This window comes from Cytobacillus stercorigallinarum, assembly GCF_014836495.1.
Classification (GTDB): domain Bacteria; phylum Bacillota; class Bacilli; order Bacillales; family Cytobacillaceae; genus Cytobacillus; species Cytobacillus stercorigallinarum.
Genome location: NZ_JACSQT010000009.1, coordinates 1 through 18,758 on the forward strand (window position 1 = coordinate 1; position 18,758 = coordinate 18,758).

General features: G+C 32.2%; 20 protein-coding genes and 1 pseudogene. 8 read left to right on the forward strand and 13 right to left on the reverse strand.

From position 1 onward, the window contains the following. The 8 genes and pseudogenes from H9655_RS16380 to H9655_RS16415 all read left to right on the forward strand — a co-directional run. Positions 1 to 662, forward strand: a 662-nt coding sequence (locus tag H9655_RS16380) for an RNase A-like domain-containing protein (RefSeq protein ID WP_318245507.1), incomplete at its 5' end; no start/stop codon positions are given. Positions 663 to 678: 16 nt separating this feature from the next. Beyond that, a complete protein-coding gene (locus H9655_RS16385) occupies positions 679 to 978 on the forward strand; it encodes a contact-dependent growth inhibition system immunity protein (protein WP_191815994.1) in 300 nt (99 codons plus the stop codon). A 98-nt stretch (positions 979 to 1,076) separates the two neighbouring features. Continuing rightward, on the forward strand, positions 1,077 to 1,370 hold the full coding sequence (locus tag H9655_RS16390; RefSeq protein ID WP_191815996.1) for a T7SS effector LXG polymorphic toxin: 294 nt from the start codon (positions 1,077 to 1,079) through the stop codon (positions 1,368 to 1,370). Beyond that, complete coding sequence (locus tag H9655_RS16395; protein WP_191816013.1) at positions 1,367 to 1,603, forward strand: pre-toxin TG domain-containing protein; 237 nt, start codon at positions 1,367 to 1,369, stop codon at positions 1,601 to 1,603. The genes H9655_RS16390 and H9655_RS16395 overlap by 4 nt, the downstream gene beginning before the upstream one ends. A gap of 184 nt (positions 1,604 to 1,787) precedes the next feature. Further along, positions 1,788 to 2,021, forward strand: a pseudogene (locus H9655_RS16400) (DNA/RNA non-specific endonuclease). Between the two features lie 5 nt (positions 2,022 to 2,026). Then, a complete protein-coding gene (locus tag H9655_RS16405) occupies positions 2,027 to 2,506 on the forward strand; it encodes an immunity protein YezG family protein (RefSeq protein WP_191816016.1) in 480 nt (159 codons plus the stop codon). 113 nt (positions 2,507 to 2,619) lie between these two features. Then, complete coding sequence (locus H9655_RS16410; protein ID WP_225230700.1) at positions 2,620 to 2,931, forward strand: hypothetical protein; 312 nt, start codon at positions 2,620 to 2,622, stop codon at positions 2,929 to 2,931. A 180-nt stretch (positions 2,932 to 3,111) separates the two neighbouring features. Then, positions 3,112 to 3,387, forward strand: coding sequence for a hypothetical protein (locus H9655_RS16415; RefSeq protein WP_191816018.1), 276 nt, complete (start codon positions 3,112 to 3,114; stop codon positions 3,385 to 3,387). A gap of 287 nt (positions 3,388 to 3,674) precedes the next feature. On the opposite strand, the gene galE is transcribed toward H9655_RS16415, so the two are convergent. The 13 genes from galE to H9655_RS16485 all read right to left on the reverse strand — a co-directional run bounded on the left by galE (position 3,675) and on the right by H9655_RS16485 (position 18,336). After that, the gene (galE, locus tag H9655_RS16420) at positions 3,675 to 4,664 is read right to left on the reverse strand and encodes a UDP-glucose 4-epimerase GalE (protein WP_191816020.1); all 990 of its coding nucleotides are present in this window, start codon (positions 4,662 to 4,664) and stop codon (positions 3,675 to 3,677) included. A gap of 18 nt (positions 4,665 to 4,682) precedes the next feature. Next, positions 4,683 to 5,777 carry a non-hydrolyzing UDP-N-acetylglucosamine 2-epimerase gene (wecB, locus tag H9655_RS16425; RefSeq protein WP_191816022.1) on the reverse strand — a complete coding sequence of 365 codons (1,095 nt, stop codon included), beginning with the start codon at positions 5,775 to 5,777 and terminating at the stop codon, positions 4,683 to 4,685. 157 nt (positions 5,778 to 5,934) lie between these two features. Continuing rightward, positions 5,935 to 7,212, reverse strand: coding sequence for a nucleotide sugar dehydrogenase (locus tag H9655_RS16430; RefSeq protein ID WP_191816030.1), 1,278 nt, complete (start codon positions 7,210 to 7,212; stop codon positions 5,935 to 5,937). A gap of 98 nt (positions 7,213 to 7,310) precedes the next feature. Further along, the gene (locus tag H9655_RS16435; RefSeq protein ID WP_191816032.1) at positions 7,311 to 8,576 is read right to left on the reverse strand and encodes a lipopolysaccharide biosynthesis protein; all 1,266 of its coding nucleotides are present in this window, start codon (positions 8,574 to 8,576) and stop codon (positions 7,311 to 7,313) included. A gap of 1 nt (position 8,577) precedes the next feature. Next, positions 8,578 to 9,762 (reverse strand): O-antigen ligase family protein, encoded by a 1,185-nt coding sequence (locus H9655_RS22770; RefSeq protein ID WP_263600762.1) that lies wholly within the window; start codon positions 9,760 to 9,762, stop codon positions 8,578 to 8,580. Positions 9,763 to 9,776: 14 nt separating this feature from the next. After that, positions 9,777 to 10,946, reverse strand: a complete 1,170-nt coding sequence (locus H9655_RS16450) for a glycosyltransferase family protein (protein ID WP_191816038.1) — start codon at positions 10,944 to 10,946, stop codon at positions 9,777 to 9,779. A gap of 55 nt (positions 10,947 to 11,001) precedes the next feature. Then, entirely contained in the window at positions 11,002 to 12,141 is a 1,140-nt protein-coding gene (locus H9655_RS16455; RefSeq protein WP_191816040.1) for a glycosyltransferase family 4 protein, read from the reverse strand. A gap of 78 nt (positions 12,142 to 12,219) precedes the next feature. Continuing rightward, positions 12,220 to 13,341 (reverse strand): glycosyltransferase family 4 protein, encoded by a 1,122-nt coding sequence (locus H9655_RS16460; protein WP_191816042.1) that lies wholly within the window; start codon positions 13,339 to 13,341, stop codon positions 12,220 to 12,222. 47 nt (positions 13,342 to 13,388) lie between these two features. Next, positions 13,389 to 13,940: a GNAT family protein gene (locus H9655_RS16465; protein WP_191816044.1), complete on the reverse strand. Its 552-nt coding sequence runs from the start codon at positions 13,938 to 13,940 to the stop codon at positions 13,389 to 13,391. 2 nt (positions 13,941 to 13,942) lie between these two features. Next, positions 13,943 to 15,229, reverse strand: coding sequence for an ATP-binding protein (locus tag H9655_RS16470; RefSeq protein WP_191816046.1), 1,287 nt, complete (start codon positions 15,227 to 15,229; stop codon positions 13,943 to 13,945). Between the two features lie 15 nt (positions 15,230 to 15,244). Next, complete coding sequence (locus H9655_RS16475; RefSeq protein WP_191816048.1) at positions 15,245 to 16,432, reverse strand: ATP-grasp domain-containing protein; 1,188 nt, start codon at positions 16,430 to 16,432, stop codon at positions 15,245 to 15,247. Between the two features lie 25 nt (positions 16,433 to 16,457). Continuing rightward, a complete protein-coding gene (locus H9655_RS16480) occupies positions 16,458 to 17,081 on the reverse strand; it encodes a sugar transferase (protein WP_191816050.1) in 624 nt (207 codons plus the stop codon). Between the two features lie 22 nt (positions 17,082 to 17,103). After that, the gene (locus H9655_RS16485; protein ID WP_191816052.1) at positions 17,104 to 18,336 is read right to left on the reverse strand and encodes a DegT/DnrJ/EryC1/StrS family aminotransferase; all 1,233 of its coding nucleotides are present in this window, start codon (positions 18,334 to 18,336) and stop codon (positions 17,104 to 17,106) included. Positions 18,337 to 18,758 lie beyond the last annotated feature (422 nt).

The window sequence follows — 18,758 nt, forward strand, 5'->3', positions numbered from 1 at the left end:
AATCAGTAGTCGATGGCATCTTCAGCAAGGTGACCCAAGGATTTAACGCCTTAAGAAACACAGCCGCTGAATTGACGCAGAAGATGGCGGACATACGGATACCGTTGCCGGTGCAGAATCAGTATGCGGTGGTGGGTGGTGCGCCAAATTTAGGCTTTGAATCAAGAACAATCGGCGAAATGGCGTCTGGCACGATGGTGAGGATGAGTAGTTCGGTTAGGGATGGGGTTGGTAAGGACATAGTTAATGTTAAGCAAGGAGATAAAAGTTATCTAGCCCCAGGTGGTGGATTAGCTGCTCATGAATTAAAAGGTGGGCATTTAATAGATAGGCATATCGGAAAAACGGATGAACAATTATTGGAGAGATTGAAAAATAATCCTAAAATTACAGGATCTTCAACTTTTAACGATAGAATGACAGCGGAAAAAGTTGCTGATACAGTTTTAAGAGACTCTAAGAATATCAAGAAAATACAAAAGTGGCTATCTGACCCAAATAGTAAACCTACATTACCTTTAAAATTCAAAGGTGATGGAGAAATAATTGGTAGAAGTGTTACTAGAAATTCAGATGTATCCGAGAATGTAACAAACGCAAAAATAATACTTAAAAAAGATAATAATGGTAGTTTTATTTTAACAGGATATCCAGTTAAATAGAAAGAAGGGTTAGTTTATGGATGAAAATTACGATTATTTAGAGGAGTTGGAGGATTTTTTAGGAGGAACATTTCATCAAGATATCAGTTCTCCAGAACAAGCATTAGATGAGTTTATAAACGAAGTCAGCAAAGAAGGTCTGCTTTCTACAATAAAGGATTGTGAGAAGTTTTTGAATAGTAGTTTAACATTTCAGGAGAAAGAACATATTATTCAAAATAATGCCGAAGTTTATTTTCCAGCTATTAAATTAACCCCTCTACAGTGGCTAATTAATTTAGTAGAGGAAATGAAAAAAGGAGCGAAAACAAAATAAAAATAAAATAATTTAAAGAAAACCTTGATGGGCTAAATGTCTTTCAAGGTTTTCTTACGTGGAAGGGGCTACCTAGTGCCGAATGAACCACTAATTATTTGGGTTTATACACCAACAACAAAATCACACAATACATTGAGAGATTACATCACTTCGATCAACAACAAACAAGTAAACTAGAAGCAACTGCCCAAGACTTATCAAGGCTCAAAAGCACAATCAGCGAGATTCAAATCTTATTCCAAAATGGTAAACTAAGTTTATCAACCTATCAGCCTAACCAGCTCGCTAGCCTATTAAACAACCCAGTCATTGGTGGCATGTCATTATCACAAGCATACGGCCCAATGGCACTCGTCATGATGCCAGCCTATGCCCCACTTTATCGATGAACTTTGCCTTTGGTGGTCAACCCGTCAAAGATGTTGAATCTAACCAATCAAACTTAGGCTGGCTTTCAACTGGTTTAGACTTTGTCCCAGGCGTATCCAATCTCAAAGCAGCAATCGAAGCCACCACAGGAACCGACTTCATCACCGGTAGAGAAATCGGCAACCTAGAAAGAGCCGCCCTCGTCGCCGCAATCTTCGGTGGACCACTCGTCAAAGGTGCATCAAAGTCGTGAAATGGGGAGAAAAACTCTTCAACAAATTCAAGAATGTCCTCAACCCAAAGAAAGTCAAATCAGTAGCCGATGGTATCTTTAGTAAGGTGACCCAAGGATTTAACGCTCTGAGGAACACAGCCGCTGAATTGACGAAGAAGATGGCGGACATTTAATAGGGGCACAATTTAATGGTCCTCCTGATATTGATAATCTTGTACCACACAATAGTTAAATTAATAGGAGGGGTGGAGTTTGGTACGAAATGGAGACTGAGTGGGCCAATGCATTGAAAGAGGTACCGCCCAAGAAAGTCTCTGCTAGTATTGAACCGATCTATTCTAATAATTCAATGCGACCGGATTCCTTTATGGTCGCATATGAAATTGAAGGCCAATTTCCAGTGATTCGCGAGATTGCAAATAAATTAGGAGGCTGATATTGATGAGTTTTGAAACAGAATTAAACGAGTTATATAAAGAAATTGCACAACAGGTTAATGATATGATTCCAACTGAATGGGATAATTTCTGGTTTAATGGTGAAGTTAAGGAGGAAGAAGGAGGAGTTTTCTTCTTTTTTACGCCTAAAGGTGAGAAACAACACGTTTTTTCACATTATATTCCAAAATTATATAGTGTAGATAAGAGGGCTTATAATAAAGAACTACATAAATTATTTCAACTAACTGTTGAACTCCAAAAAGTTTTTACTGATAATGACCAAGATCCTTGGTTTTCAGTGACATTAATATTAAATGATACAGGTAAATTAAACGTACATTTTGATTATATAAATTGCCATGAAAGTGAATTTGGTCCAACAGATAGAATTAAGTATTTTGAATATAAATATATAAGTCAAAACAAAGAACAGCTAGATTTAGATTTAATAGAGAGAATGAAGGAATTTGAAGAAAAGTAAACAATAAAGCACTTGGTTGCCTTTTAGGCAACAGGTGCTTTTATTTTTGGTGAAGTAAGAACAACATGAATGAGACCAGTTTGAAATTCAGAGCTCATGAAGGTAGTATCATCATGGAGTATTGTTCTGGGGATATAGAGGCTAAAACTGGACAAAAGGTTAATAAAGAGCAGATTCATCTTATAAAAGAAGCCTTGAGAACCAAAAACTATGAAAAATTGACACCAAAAGAGACAGCTAAGCATAGAAGCATATTTACTTCGAGCTTGAAAGATAAATTGATTGCAGAGTGGGAAGAAAAACCAAACAAAAATGGCCAAGATACACAGAAGAAGTGCTTGATAAGAATGGAGAAATTGCTCGGAGAATCCTTCAACCGTATGAAGCCCATCTATCATAGAGAACAACTTTGGTACCCCTCATGAGTGGTGGAATATTCATCCAGAAAAATATCCTAACGAACACCAAGCAGGGATACATGGAAAGGGAGCTCCATCAGGTAAACCATTTCCAAGGAGGTAAAAATAGCATATGGCTGATTTTGAATTTATTAATGAGCAAGAAAACAAAACTTATAAGGTATCTGAAGATGATGAGAGAAGCAAATGAATACGAAGCAAAAGTTAACTGACCAAATTAAAATTGTAATCCACAGACTCGAAACAGACTACAAAAAGGATATACATAGTGGTGTATTAAACCTTATATACACTAGATATAAAGATGCATTAAGAATATTAGAAAGTCACAAAGATTTAAAGGAGATAAATATTTTAGGTGGAGTACGTGCATACATGGACAGTTACAGTGATTATCAAAACATACTTTTGCAAGAAATGCATGCAGCAGAAAATTTAATTGAAGATTTACATATAAGTTAAAATAACACTTTATCTTGGATAAACGTCAAAGGTAGTATTAGTACTTTTTGTTATAGGCATTTCAAACCATTCATTTAGAACGAAGGAAAGAATGAATGTCATGGATTTCCGAGGCGGCCTTATTCATTAGCTGTAATAGGCCACCTCTCCATTTAAATTCTAATTCTTTAATATATGCATAAAGTATTGAGAAAAATTTTTCTAATCATAGGGATTGTGTAATACTATGAGACCATCAAAAATATAGACTGCTTGGTTCTTGAAGCATCGATAAAACAAGAAGTGAACTATTTCTTTGCATAACCATCCGGGTTATTCCTGTGCCAATTCCATGCATCAGAAATAATTTTCTCTAAAGAATTAAATTGAGGTTTCCAGCCTAGAATATCTTTTGCTTTCTCTAATGAAGCAATTAAGACAGCTGGATCTCCTGCTCTTCTCCCTTTTACTTCCGCTGGTATTGAGTGTTTAGTAACTTGTCTAGCCATATCAATCACTTCTTTAACTGAGTATCCATTTCCGTTACCTAGATTAAATACTTCACTGGGATTATCTTTTCTTAAATACTCTAAAGCTTGATAGTGAGCTGCTGCTAAATCCATTACGTGAATATAATCTCTAATGCAAGTACCATCTTCTGTTGGATAATCATCACCAAACATATAAATTTTGTCTCTTTGTCCAAGTGGTACTTGTAAGATCAGAGGAATCAGGTGAGTTTCGGGATGATGGTCTTCACCAATATTGCCACTTTCATGGGCTCCTGCAGCATTAAAATATCTTAAAGAGACGTATTTAATACCATAGCCTTGATCAAACCACTTCATCATTTTTTCCATAGCAAGCTTAGTCTCACCATAAGTATTCGTTGGATTGGTTTCATTATCTTCAAGAATAGGAATGTTCTTAGGTTCTCCATAGGTAGCTGCTGTTGATGAGAATACTATTTTTCTAACATTATTATCCTTCATAACATCTAATAGACACATCATGCCATATACATTGTTATGGTAGTATTCATATGGTTTTTCCATACTCTCTCCAACTAGAGAGTTTGCAGCAAAGTGAATAACTGCCTCTATATTATGAGTTTTAAACACCTTGTCCAAAGCCTCTTTATCTCTAAGGTCAATATGATAGAAATTTTCTATTCTAACAGATTGCCTGTATCCACTCTGTAGATTATCAACAACGATCACATCTTCATTTTGTTCTATGAAGTACCTTACTGTATGGGAACCAATATAACCTGCTCCACCGATTATTAAAATAGACATTTCCTTTTTTGTGCCCCCCTAAACTTCCAAAACATCAGCTATTCTCTTACTTGCAAATCCATCTCCATATGGATTGCTTGCTTGACTCATTTTTTCATACTCTGTCTTATCTTCAAGTAATAATTTACAGGTCTTATATATATTCTCTTCATCTGTCCCAACCAGCTTTAATGTTCCAGCAGCAATACCTTCTGGACGCTCAGTTGTATCACGCATAACTAACACTGGCTTACCTAAACTCGGAGCCTCCTCTTGAATGCCCCCACTATCAGTTAATATTAAATATGATCTTGATAGGAAATTATGAAAATCCAATACTTCTAATGGCTCAATAATTCTTACCCTATCGTTATTTCCTAGTATTTCATTAGCAGCTTCCCTAACTGCCGGATTCATATGAATAGGATAAATTGCCTTAATATCCGGATGTTCATCAATAATCGTTTTAATAGCTTTAAACATATTTTTCATTGGTTCACCAAGATTTTCTCTTCGATGAGCCGTTATCATAATAAGTCTGCTATCTGACGCCCAGTCTAACTGATCATGATGATAATCATCTCTAACAGTTGTTTTAAGTGCATCTATGGCCGTATTACCAGTTACATGTATAGTTACAGGATCTTTACCCTCTTTAAGTAGATTTTCTTTGGACATATCTGTTGGAGCAAAGTTATACTTGGCAACAATTCCTACAGCTTGCCGATTGAATTCCTCTGGATATGGAGAATAAATATTATATGTTCTAAGTCCTGCTTCCACATGACCAACTGGAATTTGCAAATAAAAACATGCTAAAGACGTTACAAAAGTTGTAGAAGTATCACCATGAACTAAAACTATGTCTGGTTTTACCTCATCTAATACAGCTTTCATTTTTTCTAAAATGTTTATAGTAACATCGAATAGAGTCTGTTTTTCTTTCATGATGGATAGATCAAAATTCGGAACCACATTAAAAGCATCTAGGACTTGATCTAACATCTCTCTATGCTGACCTGTAACACAAACAACAGTATCTAATCTATCTCGTGTTTTTAACTCTTTGACTAAGGGGCACATTTTAATAGCCTCTGGACGAGTCCCGAATACCACCATTATTTTTTTCTTCATTTCTATCAACCCTACCTTATATTTTAAATCTTTATATAAAGATGACCTTATTTTAATCCAAATTTATATATTTAAAGTTTTATAATCGTAAAAATAAAATTAAAAGGTCACTTTTATGCTCCTCAGGAACATAAAAGTGACCTTTACTTTATAATTATTATACTAAAGTTTCTACGTTTCTACTCATCTCGTATAAATTACCATAATTATAGTATTTAATCGCTTCACTATTAATGTTGGCACAATTTTTCGTGTCAAATACAACCGGATTTCTCATTTTTGAATGAATTTTCACTTCGTCTAAGCCTTTAAATTCATTATGATCAGTAAGAATTAAAATGCAATCTGCTTGATCAATTGCCTCATCAAAAGTTGATAATTTAAAGCTAACTTGAGCTTGTTTAACATGAGGATCATAAATAGATAGCTTATAATTTCCTTCTTGTAACAAGCTTACTACATCCATTGCTGGACTTTCACGAACATCATCAATATTTCCTTTATAAGTTAGTCCAAAAACAGCTACCTTCCCACCGCTGTCAACAATTTTATCTACATGTCCAATTACAAACTCCGGCATAGAGTTATTTATCCTTCTAGCATTAATAATAAGTGGCGACTCATTTGGAGCCTTTTCTATTATAAAATAAGGATCGACAGCCAAGCAGTGACCGCCTACACCTGGTCCTGGTTGATGTAAATTTACTCGTGGATGTCTATTTGCTAATTCTATTACTTCCAATGCGTTTATTCCAAGTTTATCTGATATTTTTGCTAATTCATTAGCAAGAGCTATGTTTACATCACGATAAGTATTCTCCATTAGTTTTGACATTTCTGCAGTAACTGCACTTGTAATAATAATTTCTCCTGTTACAAATGAGCTATATACCTGTGCAGCTTTTTGTCCAGAAATATTATTAATTCCACCAACAATACGTGTATTTTCAACTAACTCAATTAAAATTCTCCCTGGTAATACTCGTTCTGGACAATGTGCTAAAAAGATATCTTCACCTACATTCCAACCTTCAGTTTGAATAATCGGTGCAACAAAATCATCAATTGTACGAGGAGGAATAGTAGACTCTACAATGACTACATCACCCTTTTTCAGAAAAGGTAGGATACTCTTAGTTGCTGATTTTACGTATTCTAAATTCGCTGTATGGTCGGGATAATTAGGTGTCGGAACTGCGATAATGAAGACATCTGCATGTTCCGGGGAAGTAGCAGCTCTTAGTCTATCTTCTCGAACAACTTTTTCAACTAACTCTCTAAGTCCTACTTCTTCGATATGTATTTCTCCTTGGTTTAAAAGCTTCACTGCACTTTCATTTACATCAACCCCTAATACTTCATAACCTACTTTTGCGAACATAGCAGCCGTAGGTAATCCAATATATCCTAATCCAACAACACATATTTTTTCCATTTTAGACCCCTCCAGAAAATTACTAATATTTATATTATTTAAATAATTTTTAACTCATGTGATCATCTAATTTTTGTAAAATTTATAATTTAGTCTACTTAATTTTTTGCTAAACTTAGCTTATAAATAATTATTAAATACACAATATATATTAATGAATATGATATAGAAATTATAGACAAGAAAGCACTCATATCTAATGTGAATAATTTACAGATTAAATATGCAAGTACCGAACAACTTAGAAAACAACTTTGTATAATGAGTTCCAACCTTTGTTTCCCCGAAACTATCAAGGCAGGAGTTAATGCTGAAACTATAAGCCTTATTCCATACATAGGAGCTAATATTTGCACATAAACTCCAGCAATGTACCACCCTTCTCCAAAAAACAATTCAAATACATATGGGCCAAACGAAATTAAAATTATAACCATTGGTATCGAGACACTTAATAACAATAACGTAATTTGCTTAAATGCTTTATAATAATTCCCGTATTTAGATTTCTCTTCAGTAGCTTTTTGAAAAAATACTTTAGAAACATTCATACTAACTAAACTTAAAGGCAAACCAAGTATTCTATAAGACATGGAATAATAACCAAAAGTACTCAAGCCAAATAAACTGCTAATAAATAAATTTAATATAGAATACGATGTTGAACTTAAAAAATGAGCCGGCATTGAATATATTGGTTGCTTTCTGTATTTTTTGACTACGTTTTTAATCCCCTGAATCCTCACAAACTTTAAACCTAGTATGTTTTTATATAAATGCTTACTCTGTTTTCTTAATCCAAATAAAGAACCTATTAACTGTGAAAATAGCAAACCAATAGCTCCGAACTTTAAGAAGCCAAAGAGTACCAGTCCTATATTCTGCACTAAACTTCTTACAACATATACAGATGATATTGTTTTATACTCTTTATATCGGTTGTTATAAGAAGTTAATATATTTGTAAATGCCCTTATAAATAGCATAAAGATTACTATATACGCAAAATTACCCACCTCATCAATGATTTCTGGATAAGATGTCAAATAAAACCTATAGAAAATTGATATAAAAAATAAAAAAAGCACTGAGAATATAGTACTACTCCAAATTAATTCCATAACTTCTTTATCATCTTTCGCTGAAACGATAGCTAAATCATATTTCCCACAAATTACTGGTCCAAAAATAGTTAATAATGTTAAGATTAATGTGTATACACCTAGTTGCTCAGCTGTATATAACCTTGTTGAAATAGGTGCAACTATTAAAGTGATAATTTGCGCAATAAAAGAACCAGTCGTTAGTTGAGAAATTGATTTAAAATATTTTGACTGTATAAAATCCCCTAATCTTTTATGCATGTTATACCCTTCGCTCTTTAACTCTTAATTTTTTCCTTAAAATGAGGATACATAAAAAAATAAATAACCAGAAAAAATGTAATTTCCAATATGTTGTTGATAACATTAACCTTGGAATTGATAAAATAAAGAAGAACCTTAGTAACTCCATATAATTATCTTCTACTTTAGAAGCAATACACATATATAGTCCTACTATTAATAATAAAGAAACTACAGACGCTATTAATACCCCAAATTCAGTGAATAATTGAATAAAAATATTATGGGGATATTGTCCATTGTTAAACAACTCGAAGTACCCAATCCCCACCCCAAATATTGGATTACCTTCAATTAGTACACTAGCGTTATTATACAATCCAGCTCTTCCCGTTAATATATCTCCTTGATCAATTTGGAACAAAAATCTATCTAACCAGTTAATTCGGGTACCCAAAAATGAGGATACAATATTATTAATTGTTAAAAGTACAACTTTTATATTCATCAATATTAGTGATATAACAGTAATTGCACTAATAAATATTATAAATTTAAGTGAATTATTTTTGACTCTTTTTATACTTACTAATAATAACAAAATAAAGAGACTAACAATTGCACCTCTATTATTACTTAAAATCAATAAATACCATAGATTAATAGTTACTGCTGTTAGGTTTATGATTGTTAGTACTAATTTACCCTTCCAGTATTTACTACTTAATAGAACTGAGCTAATTCCTATCATAGATGTATATGACAAATCCATTGTAAAATCTAAATATAAATTTGAATTAATTTTTGGAATATATTCTATAAATAAGACAATAGTAAAAGCTAAAAATATCAAATTAATTACTGATGTTACCTTAGCAAAATCTACCTTAAACGAGATAAGATATGTTGCAGTTAACCCATAAATAATATAATTCAAAAGATAGTCTATTAGAAAAGTATGATCACTAACTCTAAGCATAGAAAGAAAAAACAAAAGTAATATTATTAAATTAATGAAAATAAACAACTTATTAATTTTGAATTTATTATATATAAGTGAAGAACCCAAAATTAATGAGGTAATAATTACTATATTATTATTAAAGTTATAAACCGTTGTAATAATTTTAGTTAACATATTTATTGAAATAAATAAAGCCAACAAAATACTGTTAATATTTAGCTCATTCTCTTTATATCCCATCAACTCACCATAATTTAATTTAAAATTTTTCTTGCAATTGATTCGTTATTAAATTCTTTTACAGGATTTATATCTAATTTGATTTCTCCATTATTAAATTCTTCTATTTTTTTTAATATATCTTTTTCATTATTTTCACAAAATATCACCCTATTATACTTTTCAAACATTTTAACTAAACTTTTCTTATCTCCATCTAAAATAAATAATATTGGTTTATTAGTACCTAAATATTGGTATATCTTTCCTGGTATTTGAGTCCCAAAATTATTAGAAAGAAGGATTAACAAATCAACGTCTTTTTCGAGATTCTTCACCTCTTCAAACGATACCCTTCCATTGATTTTTATATTATCAGTAGAGTAGAGGTTTAAATTAGAATTCCCACAAACTATTAGCTGATATTTAGAACCCTTTATTGCATTATACAGAGGATATATATTACGTATACTAGATTTATAATCTCCAAAATATCCTACTTTTCTTATCTTTGATATAGGCTCATAGATTGTTTCCTGTTTATATGTGGGAAATAACACATCCATTTTATGTTTTAATTCAGGAAATAATTTTTTTTCTTCTTCCATAGTTAGAGGTGAAACATAATAAACCTTATCAGCTTTAGCTAATATTTTCTTTTCTTCACTCTTAATTATAAATTTAGGAATAATTGATTTATTTGTTATATCTAAATACATTGGATCTCCCCAAATTTGCAAGTAATCTATACAAGAGATAATTTGATTTTCTATTAAATGAATTGCAAGTAAGTGTGAAGATTTTGGATCAGAGATAGAAAGAATAATATCATATTTACTTTCCAACTCATTAGTTATAGCATCAACATACCTAATGCTAGCTTTTAAAGGATCAAATATTTTAAATTTTAAATATAGATTTCTAAGGTTAAGCTTTATTTTTTTTTGAATACTTGTTCTACTGTTTACATTCCTTTTTTTGGTCACACCCGCATTATATAGTACACCCGTATTTACTCTGATAGTTTTTATTTCTCCCACATCAGCTAAATTATTATATTGAGAAGAATCCTTTGGAATTTGTGTTGTCAATACTGTTACGTCAGCTCCAGCGTCTACTAAGGACTTCACTGTTGCAATTTTTCTAATTGAAGATGAAATACTTGCTTCAAGTGGTCTTGTTGTAATGATTAAGATCTTTGCCATATGTTCACCAACTTATAATATTACTATGATTAGTTTTTACTCCTAGGTCTAAATCCTATAACTGTGCATATAAATCAATCAATCTCTTTTCCATAATTTCCCACGAATACTTCTCATCATAAAGTTTCTTAGATCGTTTAGACATTTCAACCCACTTATCACGTTTCTCCATTAATCTATTAATAGCACCATTAAGACTTTCTACTGAGTACTCTATTACTTCTCCAATTTCATTACTGGCTAAAATATCATCCATACCTGTATTATTTACCATTATTAATGGTTTACCCAACATTAATGACTCATAGAATTTATTAGGTGCTGCGAAATAATTATTAGGTATCTTGGGATCATAGATTGCAGTAATAACATCACAATGCTTTTCTAAATTAAGGGTATCATTGTAAGGAAGTTTCCCATAGAAGTAAATATTCTCATGTAAATTAGAAAGCTTTATAAAATAATCTTCCAAATTTCCATAGCCTCCAATGTGAAACTCACAGTCACCTCTATTTATTACTAAATCAGCAATTTCTTTGATGAATCTATCACCAGCTAATATTCCAACATAAACTATTTTTAGTTTCGTGGAGTTATTATCAAATAATTGTAAATTATCAGTACTTTTAGCCACTAGATTCACAGGAGAATTATGAATAATGGTTAACTTATTTGGCTTTGTTCCTATTATTTGTTGTTTCCTTTTTTCTGTACATATAATAACTGCATCGGCCCTGTTTATGATATTGTTTTCTGCTTTTTGTACGTATCTGCCTATTATGGATCCTTTAATGCCATGAGAATCAACATAGTAGTCTGGTATATCATAGACTAATTTTTTATTAAATAGTCGTGCTGATTTTAAAGCTACATACCCTGTATCAAAGTCATATGCATGAATTGCATTATACGACTTTCGATTTTTATATAGCCATTTAAAAACTTTAAATTGAAATTTTAGTAGCGAGAAGAAATTAGCCTTAAACCCACCACCAAACTTTCCTGGAATTCCAAATCTTGTTATTGGCACATTACAGTCAGACAGATTTAACGTTGAGTTTTTTTGATTATATTTCTGACTTCTATCCCATGCTAATATGTGTATTTCGTATCCATACTTCTTTAGACTATTAACTGTTTTCTCTAATCTAGGATATGGTGAAACAGGATTTGATCTTATAAATACTATTTTCATATTTCTCCACTCTTTTCTGCTTCCATATAGAGTAAATACAATTTTGAATTTTATATTGGTGTACCCTTTAAAGTTCTATTAACCAATAATTTCTTTATATATCACTCTCATCTGCTTTTTCACGTAATCTATACTATAAAAATTAACCTTGTCTAAATTTGACTTTCCCATTGTAGTACGTAAATCTTTGTTTGAAGATAGTTCATTTATTGCTTCTGAAAACCCATCAATATTATCAGGTTGTAGTAAATACCCTCCAATACCATCATCAATAAGTTCTATATTTCCACGAATATTAGAACAAACACAAGGTAACCCTATAGACATTGCTTCCATTAAGGACCTAGGCAACCCCTCTTGATACGAGGTAAATAAAAATATATCACTACATTTAAGTAGTTCTCCTATATCACTTCTAAAACCCAAAACATGAACTTGATTTTTAACATTTAATTCTTGAGCTAAGTTTATTAATTCATCCTTTAATGGCCCATCCCCACATATAAAAAAATGAAGATTAGGGTTACCTGCTTTCGCTATAGCTCTTATTGATGCTTGATAATTTTTCCTTTTAATTAAATCACCCATAGCAATTAGCATTATATCATCGGAGTTTAACCCTAATTCTTTCCTTTTATCTTCTCTATTAACTTCCAAATTTATGAATTTATTGATATCTATTCCAACGCCGTTTACAAAAAAGTAATTTTGCCTTCTATATCTTAATTTAAAATATTGGGCTGAATCAAAATCTTCATTATTCATAGTGATAATTGCATCTGTTTTTTTCGCCAGATATTTTTCAACCGACTTATATAATGTACGATTAACGAATGGAGCACCTTTATAAAAGTGAAATCCATGTGCAGTATATACTATAGTGGGGACTTTTGCTAAATCTGCGCAAAGCCTACCTAGTATACCACCGATTGGAGTATTACAATGCACTAAGTCAAATTTTTCCTTTTTCATCACCCTATATAATTGCATAAAGGCTTTTATATTTCCAGGGTGAAATGGGTTACGATTAAAATCAATGTGATGAATTGAGAAAGGAGAGTCTTTAAGATTCCCTTTAAAAGTGTTAAAGTTACATGCTATATGTATGTCATCAAAACCTAATTCCTGTAAAGGATCTGACATATTATAAGTAAAAGAAGTAAAAGTTTTAGCTATATTAGATATTATTAATGCTTTCATTCCTATTTTTTCCCCGCTCTACTTTACATAATTATTACTATTTTAATCTATTTTCTAAGTTGAAACTTGTTAAAGGTGATTTTACAACTTCTTATGAAAAAATTTTCTTGTAAAAATTTAAAACCAATCTTATTTATTCCATATATTGACGAGGTATTTTTATGTTCTACTGCAATATAAAATTTTTTTACTCTATACTTCTTATTAATAGAACACATGATATTTTTTATTAAACAAGGGTATATACTTAGCCCTCTATATTCTGAAGAAACAAAAAAACGACAAAGATAGCAATTCTGAATAATATAAAAATAATCTCTAGAATTTTCTAATTTCGCCCAACCATAACCAACAGGTATATCATTCACACACGCAAACACTCCAAAATCACCAATATCCAACATCCTTTTAAACTCTTTAACGTATTGCCCATCTCGAAGGTTTTCAACAAGCTTATAATTTTCGTTGGTTATACGTTTGAATGATATATCTATTTTTGGAGAAACAGAATTCTCTTCGCCAAAGTTTATGGTATAAAGTCTTTCTCTATAAACATAAAATACTTTTTGGAAAAGCCCCCAAATATTATCCTTTACCATACTTATCTCAGCCTTTCCAATTCGGAACAAGATCCATCAAACCTTGTTAGTATCATATCTTCACCATCATTTGAAATTACTTGTATTACTTTATTAATCGTATCAATGATTTCAAATAATTCTACAACGGTGTTTGCAAAGATATTTATCCGAAGAAACATTTGAGAGTACGAACCGGAAGCTTCAATTTTATCCCCTACTTCATGTGTTAATACATACGACAAAACTTCAGGCATATTCTCAATTACTTCCAGTCCAATAATATTGTCTATAATTCCTTCTTTTAATAAAAAGGATAAATTACATGATGGGTAGGGAGTGTATGCATAGTCATATTTAGTCAGGTCATACCTATCTGTATCACCACCAATAGCCAAGGAGATCATCATTTCTAATAAACTTACACCCGTTTGTTTTTCAACTATTTGATAATGTTTTTCCCCACTTAATCGAAAAGCCATCTCATAGACAAAATATGAGTCTTCCTCAACGAGAGATTGAATTAGTATTACCCCATTTTTTATACCTAACCCTCTAATCATATCCCTGATTTTATTATCCAATTCATTGCAATAATGCTTTATATGTTTTGATGGTAATACCGTTGCAATTGGTAATGGTGGCAGTTCTTCTGATTGCTTACATACGTATCTATCAGCCATAGCTGATAGAGTTATGTTGCCCTCCTGAATCGTATAATACATTTCTACTCCATAATCATTATCGATGAACCTTTCAATTATTACCCTTTTTTCCTTTGAAAAACTAATTGCTTTCTCATAACCTTCTATCAAATCATTTTTACTGTGGCATATTGTAATTCCTCTACTACCGTAACTATCAACAGGTTTAATAATAACTGGAAATTCAATATTATCATAAATACTCTCGTCATAAATATCATTAAATGAGTACTCTTCTATTACAGGTACGTCATATTTTCTACAGATATCCTTAAATCGCTTTTTATCTGTAGTATTTTTTAATTGTTCTTTTGTTGCATAATAAGGTAGATTTAGTTTTTCACACAGTATCTGTGCACTCCATAAATTCAAATCTTCAAAAGCACTAAAAACACCATCTATTTTTTCCTCTTTAGCTATTTTAACAAGCATTTCAATATCAGTAGTACTTACATCATATGATTTATCAGCATAAAATTTAGCCGGTGAATTGGGAGAAAAATCAGTAACTATAGTATACAACCCCATCTTTTTTGCGGCTTGCACCACATCTATCATATGTGTAATTCCACCTAGAATTAATAGCCTTTTTCCTTTATAATCCATTATGCTGTCACCTGCCTAAGCATTATCTATTTGAATTTTTATTTTATCGATTGCTTCTTTACAAATATTAATAGCTTTATGAGTATTATCACTTTGGGCAATAACAAAGCCTATTCTATCATTGCTACTCCTTAACTGGTTAACGTTATCTCCTACGCTTCTCAGAAGAGTAACTTGTTTAACCCCTTCAATTGCTTGTGCCTCATCTAGACCATCAATAGACACAACCCTTCCACTAGGCACAGAAAAGTAACGGATTGCGCTACCTTTTTGAAATTCAGGAATAACTACTGGCTTCTCTCCTGTCAAAATTTTAATGGTAGCTTCTATCATATCAATCCCCGTGGATAGAGGTACTAGATGTGTTGTAATATTATCACCGCCTAAACGTGCACCCAGTTCAACCATCTTTGGCCCCTCAGATGTAAGCATTATCTCAACATGAGCTGGCCCCTCTTTTATACCTACTGCTTTAACTGCCCGAATTGAAATATCTTTAATTTTTTCTATATTTCCTTTAGGTAACTGTGATTGCTGTGCATGTCCCATCTCAACAAAATAGGGTGCACCAGTAGTTTTTTTATCAGTAATTGCAAGCACATGTGGATGATTTTCCACTACCATTATCTCAACACTAACCTCAGATCCACTCATGAATTCCTCAATAATTACACTACCATTCCTAGATTCACTTTTACTATATAAATAGGCATCTAATATGTCTTTTTTTCTATTCACTAGAATGACTCCCCTGCTACCTGAATTATCAGTAGGCTTTATAATACAAGGGAAGTTTAGTTTTTCTATTACAATATCCAATTCATCTTTATTATTAATAATAAAGAACCATGGCGTTTCTACACCTTGCTCTTTAAAAGCTTTTATCATTTCACCTTTGTCAGTAGCTTTTATTGCAGTTTCGATTGAAATACCGGGTAAGCCTAATGCTCTAGAGGCTGCAGCTACTGAGCGTATCGGCATATCTGTTGCTAAGGTCATAATTCCATCTGGATTAAACTTTTTTGCTACACTGACAACACCATTAATGTCTATAGTACTTACATTAAAAAACTCATCTGCATATTTTGTACCAACAGCGTTTGGATTGTAATCACATGTAGCTACGTAAAACCCTAATTCTTTAGCTCGAATTATCGCAGGGAGCTGTAATATTGAAGCTCCAATAATTAGTATTTTCTTCATTAATATTACCTACTTATTTATTGATTTAATTATTATTATTTTTTTGTGTTGTTGATGGCACGTTTTCAATATATATATTTTTTCTCTTTATAACAGATATTATTGTTTTTACTAATATTTGAAGATCGAATGTAAAGCTTAACTTACTAACATAGTAAGCGTCATTTAAAAATTTTTCATCTTGGGAAATTGAATTACGAAAAAAGGCTTGACTGTATCCTGTGATACCAGGCCTTACTTCAAGTTTTTTCTTTGCCTCATCATTATAGTCAAATATTGCACCTGGCAAATCCGGCCTAGGACCAATTAAACTCATGTCACCTTTTATCACATTCAAAATCTGGGGTGTTTCATCTAAACTTGTCTTTCGAAGGAATTTCCCAATCATTGTTAGTCTAGGATCATCTTCTGAATTATAAGTGGAGCCATCTTCATTTCTAATATCAGGAGCATTCATTTTCATTGATCGAAATTTATACATTTTATAATTTTCACCATTTCTACCAAGCCTATGTGCGGTATAAAAAATTGAACCCTTGTCTTCTAAATAAATCATTGGTGCAAATATAATGAACATTAGCAACCAAAAAGGGAATGCAATTAAAGTTATAATTAAATCTAGTAATCTCTTAAAAAAATGTCTATACATCTCTCCACACCACCCTAGAAGCCTATTTAATATTGTTATAAATCTCACTATAAATAGTTTTTAAACTCGAACATATATATTCCACATCAGCATTACTTAATAATGTATGAAGTGGAAGCGTAATTTCATTTACATATTGATTATAAGCATTCGAATAATCCCTAATATCGAACCCTAAATTCTTGTAAGCCGTAAACAAAGGCAGTGGCTTATAGTGGACATTACATGAAATACCCAATTCAGCCATCTTAATAATAATTTCATTTCTCTTTTCTTCACTGATTTCAAGAATTCTTATTAAATAAAGATGACCTGAAGAAGTAAAATCATCACCGTAATGCTCTAAGCTTTGAATACCCAGTGGACGAAGTGCTCTATCATACATCCCAATAATCTCTCGACGTCTCTCCAACAGACCTTCATATCTCTCTAACTGTACTAAACCAATACTAGCCATAATATCAGTCATATTACATTTATAAGCAGGATAAACAATATCATATTCCCATGAACCTTTTTGAGTTTTGGCAAGTGCATCTTTTGATTGACCATGAAGACTATACAGCATGAACTGCTTATAAAGCCATTCATCATCTAAACCACGATCATTACACCATACAACAGCTCCACCCTCAGCCGTTGTGAAATTCTTTACTGCATGGAAAGAGAAGCAAGTAAAATCAGCAACCTGTCCACATTTCATCCCTTTTCTCTCCGCTCCAAAGGCATGTGCAGCATCTGTCATAACAATTACTCTATTAAATAGCCACTGTAATTCATTATTAGGTTTGAATAATTGCTTCTTGCTTTCTACTATTTCAAAAATAGTATCGTAATCACACATCTTACCTGCGATATCTACAGGAATTATCGCTTTAGTCTTTTCTGTAATTGCTTCTGCTAATTTAGAGTAATCCATTTCAAAAGAATCTGGTGCAGTATCAACTAATACTATTTTAGCCCCAACATGCTCTATAACTGACGCCGACGCAGTATAGGTGTATGCTGAAGTGATAACTTCATCACCAGGTCCAACACCTAAAATACGAAGTGTAAGCTCCATAGCAGCAGTTGCAGAATTTAAACAGACAGCTTTATTAACGCCTACATATTCAGCTATTCTATTTTCAAGCTCCTTAGTTCTTGGTCCAGTTGTAATCCAACCAGACTTCATTGCTTTTATAACTTCTTCAATCTCCGCATCCGTGATATCCGGTGGAGAGAATGGTATATTTCTTAATTGGGTATCAAGCATTTTAATAGCCTCGCTTTATTCAAATTTTTATCAAAGCTTATTATTTAGTATGTTAGGACTTAATAGAATTTATGAATCTCCCTTTCCAATCAACTACTAACGTACTAAAGTTTGTTACCTATTTCTGATAGCCACCTCGCATTTTATATTCATCCTAAATACAAAGAAGCAGTTACAGCGAAATTGCTATAAGTGCTCGTATTTCTAACATCACAAATAACTAGTAAACCATTATGTAACTCCCAAACGCTTTAAACTCTATCAGTAATAACATTTCATTACCTTTAATTCGTTACTTCATATAAAATAACAGGGCATCCAACCCCACCTCACACCACACTACCGACAATCAAGTCTAAGGTCTATCCAAAACCCACAGCATAACCGAGTGCCTTCATTGATAAAGGTTAGAAGACATCACC